Origin of the sequence: Bacteroides sp. 14(A), from assembly GCF_000526555.1 — a bacterium.
Taxonomy (GTDB): Bacteria; Bacteroidota; Bacteroidia; order Bacteroidales; family Bacteroidaceae; genus Bacteroides; species Bacteroides cellulosilyticus.
The window spans coordinates 2241600-2257588 of record NZ_JAGH01000002.1; the positions used below are offsets into that span (position 1 = coordinate 2241600).

14 protein-coding genes and 1 tRNA gene are annotated in these 15989 nt (G+C 37.5%); all 15 read right to left on the reverse strand.

Going from position 1 to position 15989, the window contains the following annotated elements; genetic code table 11:
* Positions 1-23: 23 nt before the first annotated feature.
* The 15 genes from K429_RS0115915 to K429_RS0115990 all read right to left on the reverse strand — a co-directional run bounded on the left by K429_RS0115915 (position 24) and on the right by K429_RS0115990 (position 15976).
* Positions 24-968 (reverse strand): FimB/Mfa2 family fimbrial subunit, encoded by a 945-nt coding sequence (locus K429_RS0115915; protein ID WP_230324566.1) that lies wholly within the window; start codon positions 966-968, stop codon positions 24-26.
* Positions 969-973: 5 nt separating this feature from the next.
* Positions 974-1531: a DUF3575 domain-containing protein gene (locus tag K429_RS0115920; RefSeq protein ID WP_026367568.1), complete on the reverse strand. Its 558-nt coding sequence runs from the start codon at positions 1529-1531 to the stop codon at positions 974-976.
* 24 nt (positions 1532-1555) lie between these two features.
* Entirely contained in the window at positions 1556-1969 is a 414-nt protein-coding gene (locus K429_RS0115925; RefSeq protein ID WP_026367569.1) for a hypothetical protein, read from the reverse strand.
* Positions 1970-2409: 440 nt separating this feature from the next.
* Positions 2410-3474, reverse strand: coding sequence for a site-specific integrase (locus K429_RS0115930; RefSeq protein ID WP_026367570.1), 1065 nt, complete (start codon positions 3472-3474; stop codon positions 2410-2412).
* Between the two features lie 670 nt (positions 3475-4144).
* A complete protein-coding gene (locus tag K429_RS0115935) occupies positions 4145-5020 on the reverse strand; it encodes a hypothetical protein (protein WP_026367571.1) in 876 nt (291 codons plus the stop codon).
* Positions 5021-5132: 112 nt separating this feature from the next.
* Complete coding sequence (locus K429_RS0115940; protein ID WP_052340670.1) at positions 5133-5984, reverse strand: GIY-YIG nuclease family protein; 852 nt, start codon at positions 5982-5984, stop codon at positions 5133-5135.
* Between the two features lie 2 nt (positions 5985-5986).
* Positions 5987-6271, reverse strand: coding sequence for a hypothetical protein (locus K429_RS0115945; RefSeq protein WP_026367573.1), 285 nt, complete (start codon positions 6269-6271; stop codon positions 5987-5989).
* Complete coding sequence (locus K429_RS0115950) at positions 6268-9252, reverse strand: type I restriction endonuclease subunit R (RefSeq protein ID WP_026367574.1); 2985 nt, start codon at positions 9250-9252, stop codon at positions 6268-6270. Before K429_RS0115950 ends, K429_RS0115945 begins: the two co-directional genes overlap by 4 nt.
* Complete coding sequence (locus K429_RS0115955; RefSeq protein ID WP_026367575.1) at positions 9249-10226, reverse strand: hypothetical protein; 978 nt, start codon at positions 10224-10226, stop codon at positions 9249-9251. The genes K429_RS0115950 and K429_RS0115955 overlap by 4 nt, the downstream gene beginning before the upstream one ends.
* Positions 10227-10369: 143 nt before the next feature.
* On the reverse strand, positions 10370-11641 hold the full coding sequence (locus K429_RS0115965) for a restriction endonuclease subunit S (protein WP_026367576.1): 1272 nt from the start codon (positions 11639-11641) through the stop codon (positions 10370-10372).
* Positions 11642-13438: a class I SAM-dependent DNA methyltransferase gene (locus tag K429_RS0115970; RefSeq protein WP_026367577.1), complete on the reverse strand. Its 1797-nt coding sequence runs from the start codon at positions 13436-13438 to the stop codon at positions 11642-11644.
* A gap of 254 nt (positions 13439-13692) precedes the next feature.
* On the reverse strand, positions 13693-13941 hold the full coding sequence (locus K429_RS0115975) for a hypothetical protein (protein WP_026367578.1): 249 nt from the start codon (positions 13939-13941) through the stop codon (positions 13693-13695).
* A gap of 120 nt (positions 13942-14061) precedes the next feature.
* A tRNA-Lys gene (locus K429_RS0115980) sits at positions 14062-14134 on the reverse strand.
* Between the two features lie 80 nt (positions 14135-14214).
* Entirely contained in the window at positions 14215-15345 is a 1131-nt protein-coding gene (locus K429_RS0115985; protein ID WP_026367579.1) for an AI-2E family transporter, read from the reverse strand.
* Positions 15346-15370: 25 nt separating this feature from the next.
* Positions 15371-15976, reverse strand: coding sequence for a thymidine kinase (locus tag K429_RS0115990; protein ID WP_026367580.1), 606 nt, complete (start codon positions 15974-15976; stop codon positions 15371-15373).
* Between the last annotated feature and the right edge of the window lie 13 nt (positions 15977-15989).

Consider the following 15989-nt stretch of genomic DNA (forward strand, 5'->3'; position numbering starts at 1 on the left):
AATTATTAATTTTTAATTGTTTTTCATCCCAGTCCTCCGCCTTCCGCCCAGTCCGACGAACTGAGCTGTGTCACTACAATCTTCTGCCCGATGGTTACCAGCAGGTCAAACTCCTGTTCCGTATTTTCATCCAGACTGACAGGCAGTTTACGAAAGAACAGTTGCAAGTCAATCTCCTTCATAATCCGCTCATTACCCCGGTAGATACTCAGCAACGGATGTGATCCTGATGTCAGGCGATACGTTACCAATTCTCCCGTCAGTTCATCGTTATAGTTCATCGCCGCCTTGGCTTGATGCCATATTACCGGGCTGCCTATGGAGGGAAATGTGAAAGCTCCGTCACCACCGGCCAGCGGTATGTCGTAACCTGCCGGAAAGCCGTATTCGCAAGGCACGCCCCGCAGGCGGAATGTATATCCTCCTGTTCCTTCCGCCGGATAGTATCCGTCTTCCCAATGTACGGTAATCCGGAGGACGGCGTGGCAGTGGGTCAGGTAGATGGTCCGGTTCACTGAATTTCCCGTAGCGGGAATTTCAAACGTGCTATATCCATAGTATAGTCTTTCGGTGTTTGAACGATATTCGCTTGTGGATGTCCCTGTGGGTGTTCCCGTAGCCGAAGTCATTGCCAGTTCACGGATTTGCGTCACGCCGGGTTGGGGTGCGGGTACTACATCGCTTTCATATCCCCAGTTTCCCCATGCCACGAGGGTATATCGTCCGGGAGCTAACTCTCCCTGCCAATACTCCAGGCTGTCACCTTTCAGTAGCCGGATGTCCTTCAACACTCCGTCCGCATCGAAAAGGAACTGGTGGATGTTGTCCACATACATGGAGAGTTGTCCGGCGTCGGGCCTGCCGGCATAGCGGTAATTCAACCGTGCATTGTAGGGACACACTCCCGGTTCGTCAAAATCGAACGTGCAGGAGGTGCAGAACCATAGTATGCAACAGAGGATTACCATAACTTTCATCGGATGAAATAAATGAGTGACACACCGGCCCGTGTAGGTCCGAAATAATTCCTTTTATAATGTCCCATGCGCTCGCCGCAGCCTGCGCACCGGTATTTATCATATTCCATGCGGGCATATCCGCCACCAATTACGGCTTCTATCGAGAAGCGGTCGCCCAGCACCCAGTGGTAACCGTAAGTGATGCCTCCGCCATACAGGTCACCCCGGTAAATAATGTCTTCCATACCCGAAAAGAAAGGAATCTGGCCTACGTTGTAGTAAGCGTAATGTCCGTGCACTCCCAGGAAGTGTCCTTCGAACTTGCGGCAAGGCCAGTAGCGTAATTCCGGTTGTATCAGGTAGAGATTCAGTTTCATATCATTGCCGAACTTCCAGGCATTGTAAGCTCCGTTCAGTGCCATTGTGAAATGACGGCTGATGCTGGTTTCCACTCCTGCATTGGGTGTGGTAGTTCCCCACAATAGCAGGTCGGTGCGCAATGCCACGCGTTGGGCAAAGGCAGCGGTACTCATCAGACTGAGCAGCAGGAACAGCAAATAAAGTCGTTTCATGGCAATTCGGATTTATTGCACAGTTTAGATATGGGGGATGGAGTTCTCGATAAGGCATTCGCTCACGGGAAGTTCTGCTATGGAAATTTCCATCAGATAAAGGCGTGTCATCTGATTGACAATGCCCAGTTTGCGGGCTGTCGTCCCATAGCAGGAATAGAATTTTTCGTCACTGGGGCGGTTGAAGTAAACGCCTTCTCCCAATGCTTCAAGAATGGAAAGGAGGTTGATTTGATGATATGCACAGGCAAGGTGGTAGGATTCGGGGTGATTATCCGGCTGATTTTCTATCAGTGTTATCAGGTGTTCTTTTGAGAGTCGTTGCAGCAGGTACGTAATTTCGGAAGGCGAAGGATTAAGGGAAGTACTCAATTGATAATCCTTATACTGTATGTCGTGCAGTACCGCCAGGGCGAGTTTTGTTCTGAGTGTTAACATAGCGCTTGCTTTTTATGTAGATTATTGTCTGTTTTGTTTGGAATGTTCCGATTCCCGGTAGGAAACGGAACGGGCGCTATTGCAACCATAAATTAGGCGGATAATAATCATCCCTTCTAACTAAAAAGGAAGACAATTACCAATTTCACCTTTCTGTATTCCTCAATTTTATAATGAGATGCTCCGTATTAAAGTATGGGTAAGGGGGACTTTGTATTCAAACAAAAAAAGTGAAAGCTTTTTAATCAATACAAAGAGCTTTTCCACTGATATACTATATTATTACAGGAATACAATATTTATTGACATGACTTTTTGAGACAAAATCTAACTTTCAGGATAAGAGAGATGTTTTTGTCGTGTCTGGTGTTGTAATTTAACTGATTTTTTACAGAAAACTGGGAAACTTCGATAAGTATTTCCTGCTTTCCTTGTTTATTTCAATTGGAAATTGTTCCTTTACCGCCGGAATCGTTCCGTTTCCTACCGGGAATCGGAACAGAAATATGAAGCTCATTTTGAGAGTTTTTCCTCACTTTATCATTTCGATTTACTTTTCCCCTTTCTTTTCTCTTCCATTCCTTTTCTGCCATCGGATTAACCAATGCTGCCATTTGCAAATTCACCACCGCCAGTTGTTCATCAGAGAACGACCTCAAATAAGTATGCGTAATTTCTTCCGAAGCATGGCTCAACCCTGCACTGATTTTGGCTACCGGTATATCTTCATTATATGCCAGAGTCGCCCACGTATGCCGCGCTACGTATGAAGTCAGTCTCACCTCCAATCCCAATCGTTCAGATAACCGATACAAATGTTTATTATAAAGTCGCAAGGCACTCTCATATTGTTTCCTCTCCTCAGGTATACTTCCCGGTTGGCGCATAATCCTTAATAAATAGGGGGAACTCGAATCATCACATAAATACTTCTCAATAATTTCCCACATCCACGGTTCAAGCGTAATCGTCAACATCCTTCCCGTCTTACTACGGCGATAGCAAAGCACATCATCATGAATATCCGTTTTCCTCAAGTAAGCCAAATCTATAAAAGGAATCCCTCGTAGATAATAAGAAAGAATAAACAGATCCCGTGCTATCCCCAAACTTGGTGTATCCTCCAAATCAGCATCCGCCACCATACGAAGTTGTTCAATACTCAGTGCCCTTTTCCTCGTCTCTTCATATCCCATAAACACCTCACAAAAGAGCCGCTTAGCGTCTTTCAACTCTTTCTCCTTTTCTGCTTCCCGGCAAATAGCCCGCAACGCTCGGAAATAGCACGCTGAAGTATTACGTGAACATCCCGAAGCCCACAAATAGTGTTCAAAGCCCAAGAAAAATCCTGCCGTCAATTCTTTAAAAGTAACTAACTCCATATTAGCAAACTCTTCCAAGCTATGTAGCATACTCCTGCAAGTATGCTCCGCTGAGAACTTAAACAACTCGCCCAAACTATCCGCATGAGTTATAATACCCTCCTTTAATGTCTTCATTTTCATCACACTGTTCTTTTAATTAATAATTATTCCCTTCCAAACCTCACTTACCATCATTTGTTTTGGGTGAAAAAAGGAGATAAACATCAAAAGTAAGAACAGGAAATATGGCTACTTGTCATGAAACATGCATAAATGTCTTCACCTAATGTCTATAAACAAAAAAAAGTAGCCATCTACATCAGATAACTACTTAATTTCTTATACTTCGCCTGGGATTCTCCTCGCAGAGTTACCACGCTGATATTTAAAACTTTATATTTTTAGCTTCAAGCATATCCCATGAATTATCCCACTAATTAGCTACGTGCTTTCGCAGTAGTTTGCTCATGGAGAATACAAAGATAAGTACTTTCTTTAAATCTACAAAATTAGGGGTAATATGCATTTGTTTCCACCAGAAAGAGAACTATTACTGTATCTCTATTGATAGTCAATATTTTATCTTATTTCAAATTGAAAAATCCACACGATTTAGCACACGAATATTTTTCATCGTTCTGATTGCTATTTGCATGATTTCTGCTGTAAAGGTAGGAAAAATACCTATAAAAATTTACCTTTCAACCGTTTAGCTCGTATATCCAACAACATATCTATAAATGGCTATTCAGCTTGTTTGGTTTTGTCAATCCTAGTATGCTTGAGAAAGAGACTATTTAAAAGTCGAAATTTAAATTTTAAGGTCATGAAAAAACTTGACCAATGTATCTCTACCAATACTCTCTAGCTCTTCTATTGCCCAATCTTTTTCACCAAGTTGCGAATCTATTTTGTATAACCAATGCAAAATATTATCATCTAATTTCTCTATTTTTTCAGGTGTATTCATTTCTTTGAGTGCAGAGAGAACATCACTGTGTGACAAAGAAATTTCTTTTATTTGTGATATTGTTTTTTCATAGTCATTACTTTGATATAATGCTAAAAAGATATCGAACGCATCTCTTCTCCTTTTGACGCTAAACGCACTTTTTATTTTGGAAAGAATAAGGCCAGCCTCATTAATCAAATTGAACTCTATATGCTCTTTTTCTCCATTCTGATATTCAAATTCTTTTTCAAATTTCAAATTAAAATGATCAAAAAAGAAATCTGAATTAGGAAGTAGAATGGTTCCTCCTTTATAAGGTATTTTCATTGAATGAGATTCTAATATTGGAAAATCAATATGATCAACAAACATTTCTGGTTCACTTTGATGCATTTCACCTGGGTGTAATAGGTCTATATTGAATACATAATCTTGCCCATTGATTTCTATTGGCTTTAATAATTGAAATGTGTGTTTAGCACTTTGAAGAAATCCATTTTCAAGAAAGATGCGAATTATAGACTCCAATTCTCCAATTTTTCTTCCAGATTTAAAGAGAATATCCACGTCTCGAGTTCCTGGATGAGGAATAACTCCAGAGTTTAATAGAAATGGCGACCAACCTCCAACAATAAGATATTCCATCTCATTATCGTTTAATATTTTTGTGGATTCCCCGAGTAATACTAAAGCTCCTTCTTCAATAGAGGTAATTGTTCGTTTTTGAGTTTTCATAAAAATATTAATTTGTTTTCCTACTATAGTTAAACGGTATTTTGCAAACTACTATTGGGTTATCTGGTATAGCCATTTCTAACCCATACATACTAGTTTAAATGCATAAAAACTATATCAAATTTTCTCTTTTAATTTCATCCAATGTTTTACCATTCATGTTTTTCCAAGTTTTCCAACCATTTGTTGGGCGACCAGAGACAACCCCTCCCGCTGTACTGGGAGAAGAAAATATATAATCCTCGGTAAAAGTATAAACATTTCCGTCTAAAGATAGAGTTCCACTATCAATTAGCTTGTTACGGAGGTCTATCATGTATTTATGGCACGATGGCAAAGTGTCTTTTACAGCCTTTGATCCTTTATAAACGACAAAACCGTCATCAATCAGATTCCCTTCAGCGAAGGCCTCTTTACTTTTCATTTTGTATATATCCTGAGACACCCTATTGTTGTCCCGTGAAATAGAGTCGAACAGAGGAAATCCTAATGCAGAAAGAAGAATTTTAGTTGTTTCAAAACAGTCAAGCATATCTGCTTCCATACTTTCTGTAACAAAAGGCATATTTGTATTTACTCCGTTTTCTAACTGCCAACGATTAACATCTTGTACCATTTTTATTGCAATATGCTCCAGATATTTGACATGTGTTTTGGTAAAGGCATTTATTTTAGAAATTATGACGATTCCATAATTCCAAAAATCTTTGTTACGGTGGTGTTGTGATAATCTTATAGCACAATCTTCAGCTTCACCAATATAAACCAACGGTTTTCCTACTTCTGATTCTCCAAACAAGAAATAAAAGCCGACATTCGACAATTCACTTCGCGTAAGAATATAGTCAAATTGATTACGAGGAAATAGTATAGCCTTTACCGTGCGATTGGTTATTTCTGCTATGCGAACACCGCGCGGGTTGCCATCAGGCAGAAATATTTGTATAGTTTGAGGTCGTGCCATTATCATTTCTGTGGAGTTGTGTGTTGTGTATAAGAATTTATTGAAGTGCTTTCGGGATTAAAGTTTCGCTCTAAATTATCTACATTGAACATTTCTTTGAATAAAAGTCCTAAATCCTGATTGATAATATCTTTACCATATAAAGTAACCAAATTTTTATATTGCTTCAACAAGTTTTCATTTTTTTCTATACATAAAAATAACAAATCTGTCAGCCTCCTGTAAAATTCAGGATATACTTCATTTGCAAATCTTATTGTATCCGTATTTATTTCTCTGTTGCTCATAATTCTTCATTTATCTTGTTATATACTTTCTTCATTAAAATTTCCCGGACTAAATCTCCAAAAGACTTGTTTTCAATTATTTTATCGAAGATATCCTGATTTTGCTCCATCCGATCTATTAATTTATTTAGGAATATGTCTTCAAAGGCAAATTTGAAAGTATCTATTTTGTTAGCTTTTGCTTGTATTTGCAATTTCTCATCTTGAATAAGTTCAGTTTCTATCTGTTCAAAAAATAATCTGTCTGCCTCTTCGAATTCTGTGCCAAAACGTGTATTCAAAATATCTATAATTTCCGATAAAGGTGCTTTTTCTTCCTTATCCCGTTTAAGTCCGGCTTCTTTTAATCCATCCAATTCTCCGTCTTCTCCTTTTATCAATTCGATAGAACCTTCTTTTACCTTCTGTAAACGGTAATACTCCATCGCAATTTCATCGGACAGTTGAAGATTTTCCGATAATTCTCTTTTGGGCAATTTTGTTAATAACAACTTAGCGTAAGCATAGAACTTTTCAAATTCCGAATCAATAAACGGCATTATTTGAGATAGAAAATTATACAGGTTAGCCCACGTCCGCAATCCTTTTTTGAATTCTTCCTTTTCTTCCTCATTTAATGCCTTAAAACGATCTACAGCCGGGTCTATATAACCATATAACTGTCCTTGATCTTGCAACGTCAATTTTCCAATTGCTTTAAAATAAACGCGAGAAAAAGCTTCGATTTCTGACTGCCAGTAAATTTGTTTTTCATCCAGCTTATTCTTCAAATCAAACAAGTGATTTATATCCGGTTCCTCTGTTACAATTGTTTTCTCATAATAGGGTTGGAATGAATTGAAAATTGTTTCGCGGTCATTTACAAAATCAAGAACGAAAGTATCTTCTTTCCCAGGCATTGTGCGATTTAAACGAGATAGGGTTTGTACAGCTTTGACTCCAGATAATGATTTATCAACATACATAGTATGCAATAGAGGTTGATCGAATCCTGTTTGATATTTATCCGCAACAATCAGTATTTTATATTCTTCCTCTTCAAAGACTTTAGGTAATTCACGTTCTCCATAGCCTGTTAATTGAGGCTCTGATACTCCCATTGGATAGTCGTCATCTATCACAGTACCCGAGAAAGCAACTAATACCTTTAATTCATTTGTATATCCTTTCTCATGTATATAACTGTTGAATGCGTCAAAGTATTTCTTTGCCATCTTTCGAGAAGAGGTAACAAGCATGGCTTTGGCACGGCCTCCAATTTTTTTTGCTGTAACATACCGAAAATGCTCTATAATTATTTCTGTTTTTTGAGCAATATTATGTGGATGGAAATTAATGAAATGACCAATCGCTTTATTCGCTTTCTTCTTATTTAAAGTGGGATCATCTTCAATAGCTTTCGATAATTTAACGTATAATTCATACGTAGTATAGTTGGCCAGTACATCTAAAATAAAACCCTCTTCAATGGCTTGCCGCATTGAGTATAAATAGGGTGAGTATGGTTTACCATTACTATCTTTCTCACCAAATATTAACAAGGTTTTATCTTTTGGGGTCGCTGTAAAGGCAAAAAATGATATGTTGTTCTGGTGTCCGCGGGCTAAAGCAGTTTTCTCTACTTGCTCATTGATAAAATCTTCAGCAGAATCTTGGTTAATGTCCTCTTCTTGTTCATTCTTATTCGAAGACATCAATATTTGTTTCATCTTTCTGTGGGCTTCGCCACCTTGTGAGCTATGTGCTTCATCAATGATAACAGCGTATTTTTTTCCGGAAATATTTGCTACCTTATCTACAATTACAGGAAATTTTTGCAGCGTTGTAATGATTATGTTTGTTCCTGTTTCAATGGCTGTTTTTAACTGGTCAGAGTTCTTGTCTATTTTCTGTACAACTCCTGTTTTATGTTCGAACTGGTAAATTGTATTTTGCAATTGCTGGTCGAGTACCTTACGGTCTGTTACAACAATAACACTGTCGAAGATACGTTCATCACTGGCATTGTGAAGGCTCGACAGACGATATGCCAACCACGCTATGGAATTGCTTTTTCCAGAACCGGCTGAATGCTGAATAAGATAATTTTTCCCCGCACCAGTTGCTTTTACATCACTTGTCAGTTTTCTTACAACATCCAATTGGTGGTAACGTGGAAAAATAATCTTTTCCTTTTTATATGTTTTCCCGTCAATTTGGTATTCTTCGATTTGTAAATGGACAAAACGTTGGATAATATCCAGCCAACTGTCTTTAACCAGAACGTCTTTCCAGAGATACGAGGTTTTATAATCTCTATTGGAGGCGGGAGGATTTCCTTTTCCTTTATTATATCCTTTATTAAATGGTAACCAAAATGTTTTCTGACTGTCTATTTTAGTTGTCATGAAAACTTCTTCATCATCAACTGCAAAATGTACAAGCGTTCTTTTTTTGAAAGCAAATAACAGTTCCTTGTTATCTCTTGTTGTAACGTATTGTTTTTTAGCATATTCAACATTTTGTCCAGTAAATTGATTTTTTAATTCTAATGTAGCAACAGGAACTCCATTGAGAGATAACAAAACATCTACTGTATTTCTGTTCTGATTGGAATAATGAATTTGCCGGTAAATTTTCAGGCTATTATTATTGTAAAGTTCTTGTGTTTCAGGATTCAATCCTGATTCCGGCTGAAAAAAGGCTAGCCTGAAACGTACCCCATAATCAATAAAGCCGTTACGAAGAACATCCAGACTTCCTCGCAGATCCATTTCTTTATATATACGCTGGATAATACGATTCTCTGTTTCCACTCCGTGAATTGCAGAAATTCTTTCCCAGTTTCGAGGTTGGGTTTCCTGAAGAAAATGCAGAATATCATATTTGAACAGACCAAGTTCAGGACTGTAGTCCGGTGCATTCCCTTCTGTATATCCGCCATGTTGAACCAAAGAATCAACTATCGCATTTTCAAATGTATTTTCGTTGGCTATATTCATGGTTCTATTGTATTATCATCCTTTTCGTTTTCTAAAAATTGAGCATAGGCTATATCATTAAAAATGGATCTTACCAAATGAATTTCCCATTTGCTTAATCTCCCTCTTAACTTGCCACCCGGGTAACATTTTTTTATAAAATCAGTATTAATACCATATACACTTTCTTCAATAGCGCTTAATGTTTCGGGTAATTCTTCCCCAATAATACAAGCCGTGTCAGGGTCGATAAATTTAACTGCAGGATTATTGTCAAATGTTACATCTTTTCCTAAAAAGGTTTTTTTACCTCCTATCGACGGCCAATACACGCCAAAAAACTCTGTTGTTCCGGGAGGATGAATTTTAGCTATTTGAATAGCTCCATCAATATAGTTATACTCAGTATTTCTAATCATCTTAAGTAAAACCTTGAAAGGTTCCATATCAAAATGACGAGATAAAACCTTTCCATTGTTTTTTATCTCTTCCTCCAATAGCTCTTCTGCTTTGTCAATTTCATCTCCAATAAATTCATAAAACATTTCATTTTCATCAACGGCATTATGAATGAATGCATTAGTATCAAAAGCATATTTTAATTTCCACACTTTGAAGCTACCTTGCTTCCATGACCAACCTCCAAATAAGAACTCAAATTCACCTAAAACATCTTGAAAGTCCTGTGTACCATAGTCCATAATTGAATTACATAATTCTGTAAACAAATTAGTCAAATAATCAAGGACTTCTACTATATCTGTATGGGTGTTAGATAAATGCTCATCGAACTTAATAGAAGAAATAAGATTTAGTATAAGTGGGTAAGTTCTCGTTGTTTCTCCCGCAAAACAAATAAGGCAATCACGACGAGGTAATTCGAATAATTTTACTCCGGAATGCCATCTTTCCCCACCAGACAAACAACTATCTGTAGCGAATATTAGTTCTTCTGTTTCGTTTACTTTTCTGATCCAAGATACACAAAGAGTCATAATATTTCAGGTGTTAAATCTATGTATTTTAAGTTGTCTTATCTCTCTATTGTAAACTTTCATTGATGTTTTATCAAAAAAAGATGCAGTTCGATATATCATATCTTCAAGGTTAGCCAAAACATAATTCTTCTCCAGTTCTTTCATTCAATTACTTTAATCTTTCCTGTTACAACTTCCGAAATTAAAGCCGTTTTATACTCTTTCAAAAGTTCAATTATACGTTTAGTCTTATCAATCTTTAAATTGATATTTGATATATATCCATCTAAATAATCTGCTATTTCTATTTGTTCCTCCTTGGGAGGAAGTAAAACAGGTAGCTTTTTTAATAATTCTTGACTTAGAGACGCCCTTGTAACTAAATTCATCTCTTTTACAAAGAATTTCCGGTGTACCTGTGCTTTGAAATAATACTTGGCAAATTCATCAACTAACCGGTCATCAGTTGGTCTGAAGCGAATAACAAAACCTGAAAACACTGCATCTTCTATGGTTTTCAAGCAAGTAGAAGCAAAGCCTATTTCTTCAATTGTTTCTGAAGTTCGCGTAAAAAACACATCTCCTTTTTTCACTGAGTATATCTCTCTATCAGAATCCGTTGAGTTAGCCAATCCCGTTACCGTTTCGGGTAAGGCAATATTTTTGTATATATCGCCATAATTCACAAAAGGATAACCGGAACCAAAATAATCTGCTCCTTGGCTAATACCGTTCTGACAGTTGCCAAGATATCTTAATCGCTTAATATCCCAATGTGTAGGAATATCTCCTAACCAATCAATTTCGCTATATTTTAATTCGACGTTCGGGTTTATTCCTTTTGTTACTGCTTGATTTATAACTGCTTGTTTTTCTTCTTGGAAAAGAGATATTAGTTTTTCGTTTTGATTAATTAAAGAATCTATTTCAGAAGTCTTATAGTCTAGATATTCTGCTATAATATTTTGTTCTTCTTTAGGAGGAATAATAAATGGTATTTTAGCCATCATATTATTCATTAATTTCGGATTGATATCTAATCTAACATAATACTTACTCCCAATATTTAAAAAATATGGTACATATTTTAAGTTAACTTCATTTGTATTTTTCTGTTGTAATGTTCCACATACATTTGTACAGTTGAATTTACCTTCTCTATAAAATACAGTTCCGGCATTCGCTCCATCCGTAGTCCAAGTTACATACTCCCCATCAAAATCATATGAGTCAATTTTTCCCATAATACCTAAGTTTTCTGTTTGAGAACTATATACTGGATATTCACCAATATTTTCGGATATTTCCACTGCACTAATGACTCGTCCTCTTCCTAAATTAAAGGCTCTTCCTATTGTGTTTACCCTCCAATGCTCAGGAATCTCCCCGATCCATTCAATACCACTATTCTTATATATATCGTATTTTTTCATTTAGTTTTTGAATATATCAAGATTCAAACTTTCTTCCAATGCCAGAATATCTGCTCTGATTTCGTCAAGGGAGCGTAAAGGCTTAAATTCGTAGAAATATTTGGTAAAAGATATTTCGTATCCAATTTTTGTTTTACTTTCATCTATCCATGCATCAGGTAAGTTAGGTTTTATTTCCCGTTCAAAATATTCTTGTATGGTTTGGAGAACTAATTTCTTATTTTCATCATATCGCATAAATGGAATATTCTCATAATCACGCAAAGAAGTATCGGGCTTAGGTTCCCCTTTGCTATTTTTTTCAATATTACCGTTCTCGTCTTTTAGCGGTTGCTCTACCACTACCCGCCAATAACCAAAGAAATCATTGGAGAAAATTTTTACAAATTCATTTTCTTCAAAATCTCCATACAAATTAGTTATAAACCCTATTCCCTTTGTATTTCCATTTTCGGAAATTTCCTTTCTTTTGTTTCCTAAAGTAGGAACTTTTTTATTCCAAAAACGGTTGAACGCTATTTTTCCTGCGGCTATCAGTTCTTCATCTTTTGCTCCGGTTGCATTTATCAGTTGGATTTTCCCTTTGCGCTCATTGCTTTTTTTATTCGTAACAATCCACACATAGGTAGAAATGCCCGTATTATAAAACAATTGGTCAGGCAACGCGATAATAGCTTCAAGCCAATCGTTCTCTATAATCCATTTACGGATATTGCTTTCTCCACTTCCGGCTTGTCCTGTAAATAAAGGCGAGCCATTGAATACAATACCAATACGGCTTCCGTCTTTTTTCATTTTGGAGATCATGTGTTGCAAAAATAGCAAAGAACCATCATTTATACGGGGAAGTCCTGCGCCGAATCTACCGGAGTATCCTTTATTATCGAATTCGTCTTTTATTATTTTTTCCGCTTTCTTCCAATCTACACCAAATGGCGGATTGGAAAGCATATAATCAAATTTCTCGTTTTCTAATCCATCAACAGTAAATGTATTGCCAAATTTGATATTCGAAGGATTTTGCCCTTTTATCAACATATCAGATTTACATATTGCATAGGACTCCGGATTTATTTCCTGTCCGAATACTTCGAGTTTCGCTTTTGTATTGAAATCATTTAGATGCTTTTCTGCAACAGAAAGCATTCCTCCGGTTCCACATGCGGGGTCGTATAATGTTTTGACAATTCCGGGTTTCGTTAGAGAGTCGTCATCTGAATTGAACAGAATATTTACCATTAATTTGATTACTTCACGAGGGGTAAAGTGTTCTCCTGCTGTTTCATTCGATTGCTCCGAGAATCTACGTATCAACTCTTCGAAGACATAACCCATTGTCATGGTATCCATATCTGAAAGGTCTATTTCAGCAAATTTTTTAATTACCTGAAAGAGAATATCTGCTTTAGGGTCATCCATTCTATCTATCTGGTCATCAAAACTGAAATATTCAATAATTTCACGGGCACTTGCCGAAAAGCCATTTATGTAATTCCGCAAATTAGGGGCTATTTTATCAGGTTCTGCAATCAGTTTTTCAAAATCGTACTTACTATGATTATGAAAATTGTGTCCGGCAATTTTATTCAGAATCAAGTCTTTTGTACTGTCTGATTTGTCTTGTATCTTAGGGAGATAGGCCAAAACTTTTTCTTTTGTAGGCTTTAATACGCAGTCAAGACGACGTAACACAGTTAATGGCAAAATTACTTTACCATAATCAGAACGTTTATAATCGCCACGCAATAAGTCTGCGACCTGCCATATTAAATTGGCTTTTTCTCTAAAATCTGTCATATCTTTATATTTGCTTTTTATTTTCTACCAGCAAAGATAATATTTTATTTCGACATAAAGATATAGAAGTACAGGTTGTTGCAAACGACTAACTAATAAAATCATAAACTATATTTTCTCTTTTTAGATTTGTTAAACATCTCTCTTATGGAAAGAATGAATGAGACAAGACTATTTGGGTAAATACCCGTAGGGTTTAGTCTTTTCGTTTTATTCTTGCAATATACTTTGTTTCACAAATGTAAAATGGATTATTACTGCCTAAAACCTCGTCTAGGCTTCTTCTTTTTTCTTTTTACAAGAGTTTGTTCTTCCTCATTGTTTACATCAGGAGTAAGCAATCCGAAAACAGAAGATAGGCCTAGATCGGGAATATTGATATTAGTATCAGATTTATTACTCTTTGACTGTTGTAACGTTGGTATGTCCGGCTGTATGGCTGTCCCAACATTTTGCTGATCAGCAAAATGTATCTCTGTATTGGCTATTTGCCATTCCTGCATATTGAGTTGGTCGATTTTGGCGTTCTTTTTGTTGTCCGAGTGGGTAAGAAAAAAGCTCCCTAAACCTTTAGTTTAGAGAGCTTTGTCATTGTTTGGCGAAGTATTGTCGTTTCTCCTATGTGATCCGCTTGGGGCTCGAACCCAAGACCCCAACATTAAAAGTGTTGTGCTCTACCTGCTGAGCTAGCGAATCAAACCTTTATTGCTGTTAAGCGGGTGCAAAGATAGGTACTTTTATTTAATTTGCAAGGAATATGAGGAAAAAAGTTTGCATTATTTTTCTTCTATACCCTCTATTGGTTGATCTTCAGTGGTTTCTGTCTTATAAATATTTTCTTGATTAATGATGTATCGCTGATAATAGGAGAGCATCAGAGTGGTAAGTGGCAAAGCTATAATCATACCCAGCATTCCCATTAACGATCCCCAAATGGATAGGGAGAGCAGGATGATAGCCGGATTCAGACCGGTAATCTTTCCCATGATACGGGGAACGAGATAGCCATCTTGTATGATTTGTACTACTATAAATACAGCAGTAGCCGAAGCTATGATGATCCAGAAATTATCACCGGTATCCGCAGCTTTCAGAATGGCAAGCATGATGGTGGGGACAAAGCCGATGATTTGTAGATAAGGCACCATATTCAGCGCACCGATAAATAATCCCAAACCAATGGCCAGCGGGAAATCAATAATCAGAAAGCCGATACTGAATAGAATGCCTACGCACAAAGCTACTAATGCCTGTCCGCGGAAATATCTGTTCATGCCGTCTTTTACATCATTCAGTATGCCGGTTACTGTTTTCCGGTATTTCTTTGGCATCAGGTGTGCCCAGCCTTCGGAAATGCTTTCGTAATCAAGCAGAATAAACACTATATATAATAGGATAAGGAAGACGGTGAAGAACCCGAATAAGAGGTTGATAGACTCCGATATTAGCGACCATAGTTTAGGAACGGTTACTTTAAGGGCATCCAATATATTCTCCTGGCTGAACATTTGCTCTAAGATGTGCAGGTCGATATTCTGCCGGATAAATTCGGAGAGGGTAGTGGGGACATTGCTTGATGTATGAGTGGTGCTGAAGTATTCTATCAATAAATCCTTTACCCGCAGGAATTCCTGAATCATGGGCGGCACAAGTAGATAGAATGCAACGCTTCCTATAACGCTGAGAGTAAACAAGGCACAAAAGATAGATATTATTCTGTTTTTTAGCCGTAACTTATGCTGGAAGAAGCTTACCAATGGATATATCAGATAAGCAATAAGCCAGGCAAGGAAGAACGGAAGCAATACGCCGCTCAATCGCTTCAGGAGCATTAATACCCCAATGATGATAGCACCGAGAATGACAGCACGGATAAAACTGTCGAATGTAATTTTCTTACGCTCCATAAGGCTTTTGCTTTTTATTTATAGTTTATCCACCGGTGGCAGTCCGGTCCCCCTTTATTGCCCGCAGATAACATTCCCGGCAGAGAGGTTCGTATTCGGCCGTTTCTCCCAGAAAGACTTGTTTGTCATTCTTGACAGTGCGGTGTGAGAAGGAGGCTAATTGTCCGCACTTCACACAAATAGCGTGGACTTTGGATACTTCATCGGCAATGGCACAAAGTCCGGGCATAGGGCCGAAAGGAAGGCCGCGGAAGTCCATATCCAGACCTGCAACAATAACGCGTATGCCATTATTGGCAAGTTCATTACATACATCAATCAGACCATTATCAAAGAATTGCGCTTCGTCGATACCTACTACATCGATTTCTGAAGTGAACAGCAGGATACTTGCCGATGAATCAATCGGCGTAGAAGCGATGGAATGGCTATCGTGAGATACGACCTCTTCTTCCGAATAGCGTGTATCAATGGCAGGCTTGAATATTTCTACGCGCTGTTTGGCGAATTTAGCGCGTTTTAGACGGCGGATCAATTCTTCCGTCTTACCAGAGAACATTGAGCCGCATATAACTTCGATTCTTCCTCTACGATTGGTTTCTTGTATATGGTCTTCCGAGAATAATACCATTGTTCTAAAATGT

What these genes read in the sequence shown, in the direction of transcription:
- K429_RS0115915 (WP_230324566.1), bottom strand. Translation starts at nt 968, where the DNA reads ATGGTAATCCTCTGTTGCATACTATGGTTCTGCACCTCCTGCACGTTC.
- K429_RS0115920 (WP_026367568.1), bottom strand. Translation starts at nt 1,531, where the DNA reads ATGAAACGACTTTATTTGCTGTTCCTGCTGCTCAGTCTGATGAGTACC.
- K429_RS0115925 (WP_026367569.1), bottom strand. Translation starts at nt 1,969, where the DNA reads ATGTTAACACTCAGAACAAAACTCGCCCTGGCGGTACTGCACGACATA.
- K429_RS0115930 (WP_026367570.1), bottom strand. Translation starts at nt 3,474, where the DNA reads ATGAAAATGAAGACATTAAAGGAGGGTATTATAACTCATGCGGATAGT.
- K429_RS0115935 (WP_026367571.1), bottom strand. Translation starts at nt 5,020, where the DNA reads ATGAAAACTCAAAAACGAACAATTACCTCTATTGAAGAAGGAGCTTTA.
- K429_RS0115940 (WP_052340670.1), bottom strand. Translation starts at nt 5,984, where the DNA reads ATGGCACGACCTCAAACTATACAAATATTTCTGCCTGATGGCAACCCG.
- K429_RS0115945 (WP_026367573.1), bottom strand. Translation starts at nt 6,271, where the DNA reads ATGAGCAACAGAGAAATAAATACGGATACAATAAGATTTGCAAATGAA.
- K429_RS0115950 (WP_026367574.1), bottom strand. Translation starts at nt 9,252, where the DNA reads ATGAATATAGCCAACGAAAATACATTTGAAAATGCGATAGTTGATTCT.
- K429_RS0115955 (WP_026367575.1), bottom strand. Translation starts at nt 10,226, where the DNA reads ATGACTCTTTGTGTATCTTGGATCAGAAAAGTAAACGAAACAGAAGAA.
- K429_RS0115965 (WP_026367576.1), bottom strand. Translation starts at nt 11,641, where the DNA reads ATGAAAAAATACGATATATATAAGAATAGTGGTATTGAATGGATCGGG.
- K429_RS0115970 (WP_026367577.1), bottom strand. Translation starts at nt 13,438, where the DNA reads ATGACAGATTTTAGAGAAAAAGCCAATTTAATATGGCAGGTCGCAGAC.
- K429_RS0115975 (WP_026367578.1), bottom strand. Translation starts at nt 13,941, where the DNA reads ATGCAGGAATGGCAAATAGCCAATACAGAGATACATTTTGCTGATCAG.
- K429_RS0115985 (WP_026367579.1), bottom strand. Translation starts at nt 15,345, where the DNA reads ATGGAGCGTAAGAAAATTACATTCGACAGTTTTATCCGTGCTGTCATT.
- K429_RS0115990 (WP_026367580.1), bottom strand. Translation starts at nt 15,976, where the DNA reads ATGGTATTATTCTCGGAAGACCATATACAAGAAACCAATCGTAGAGGA.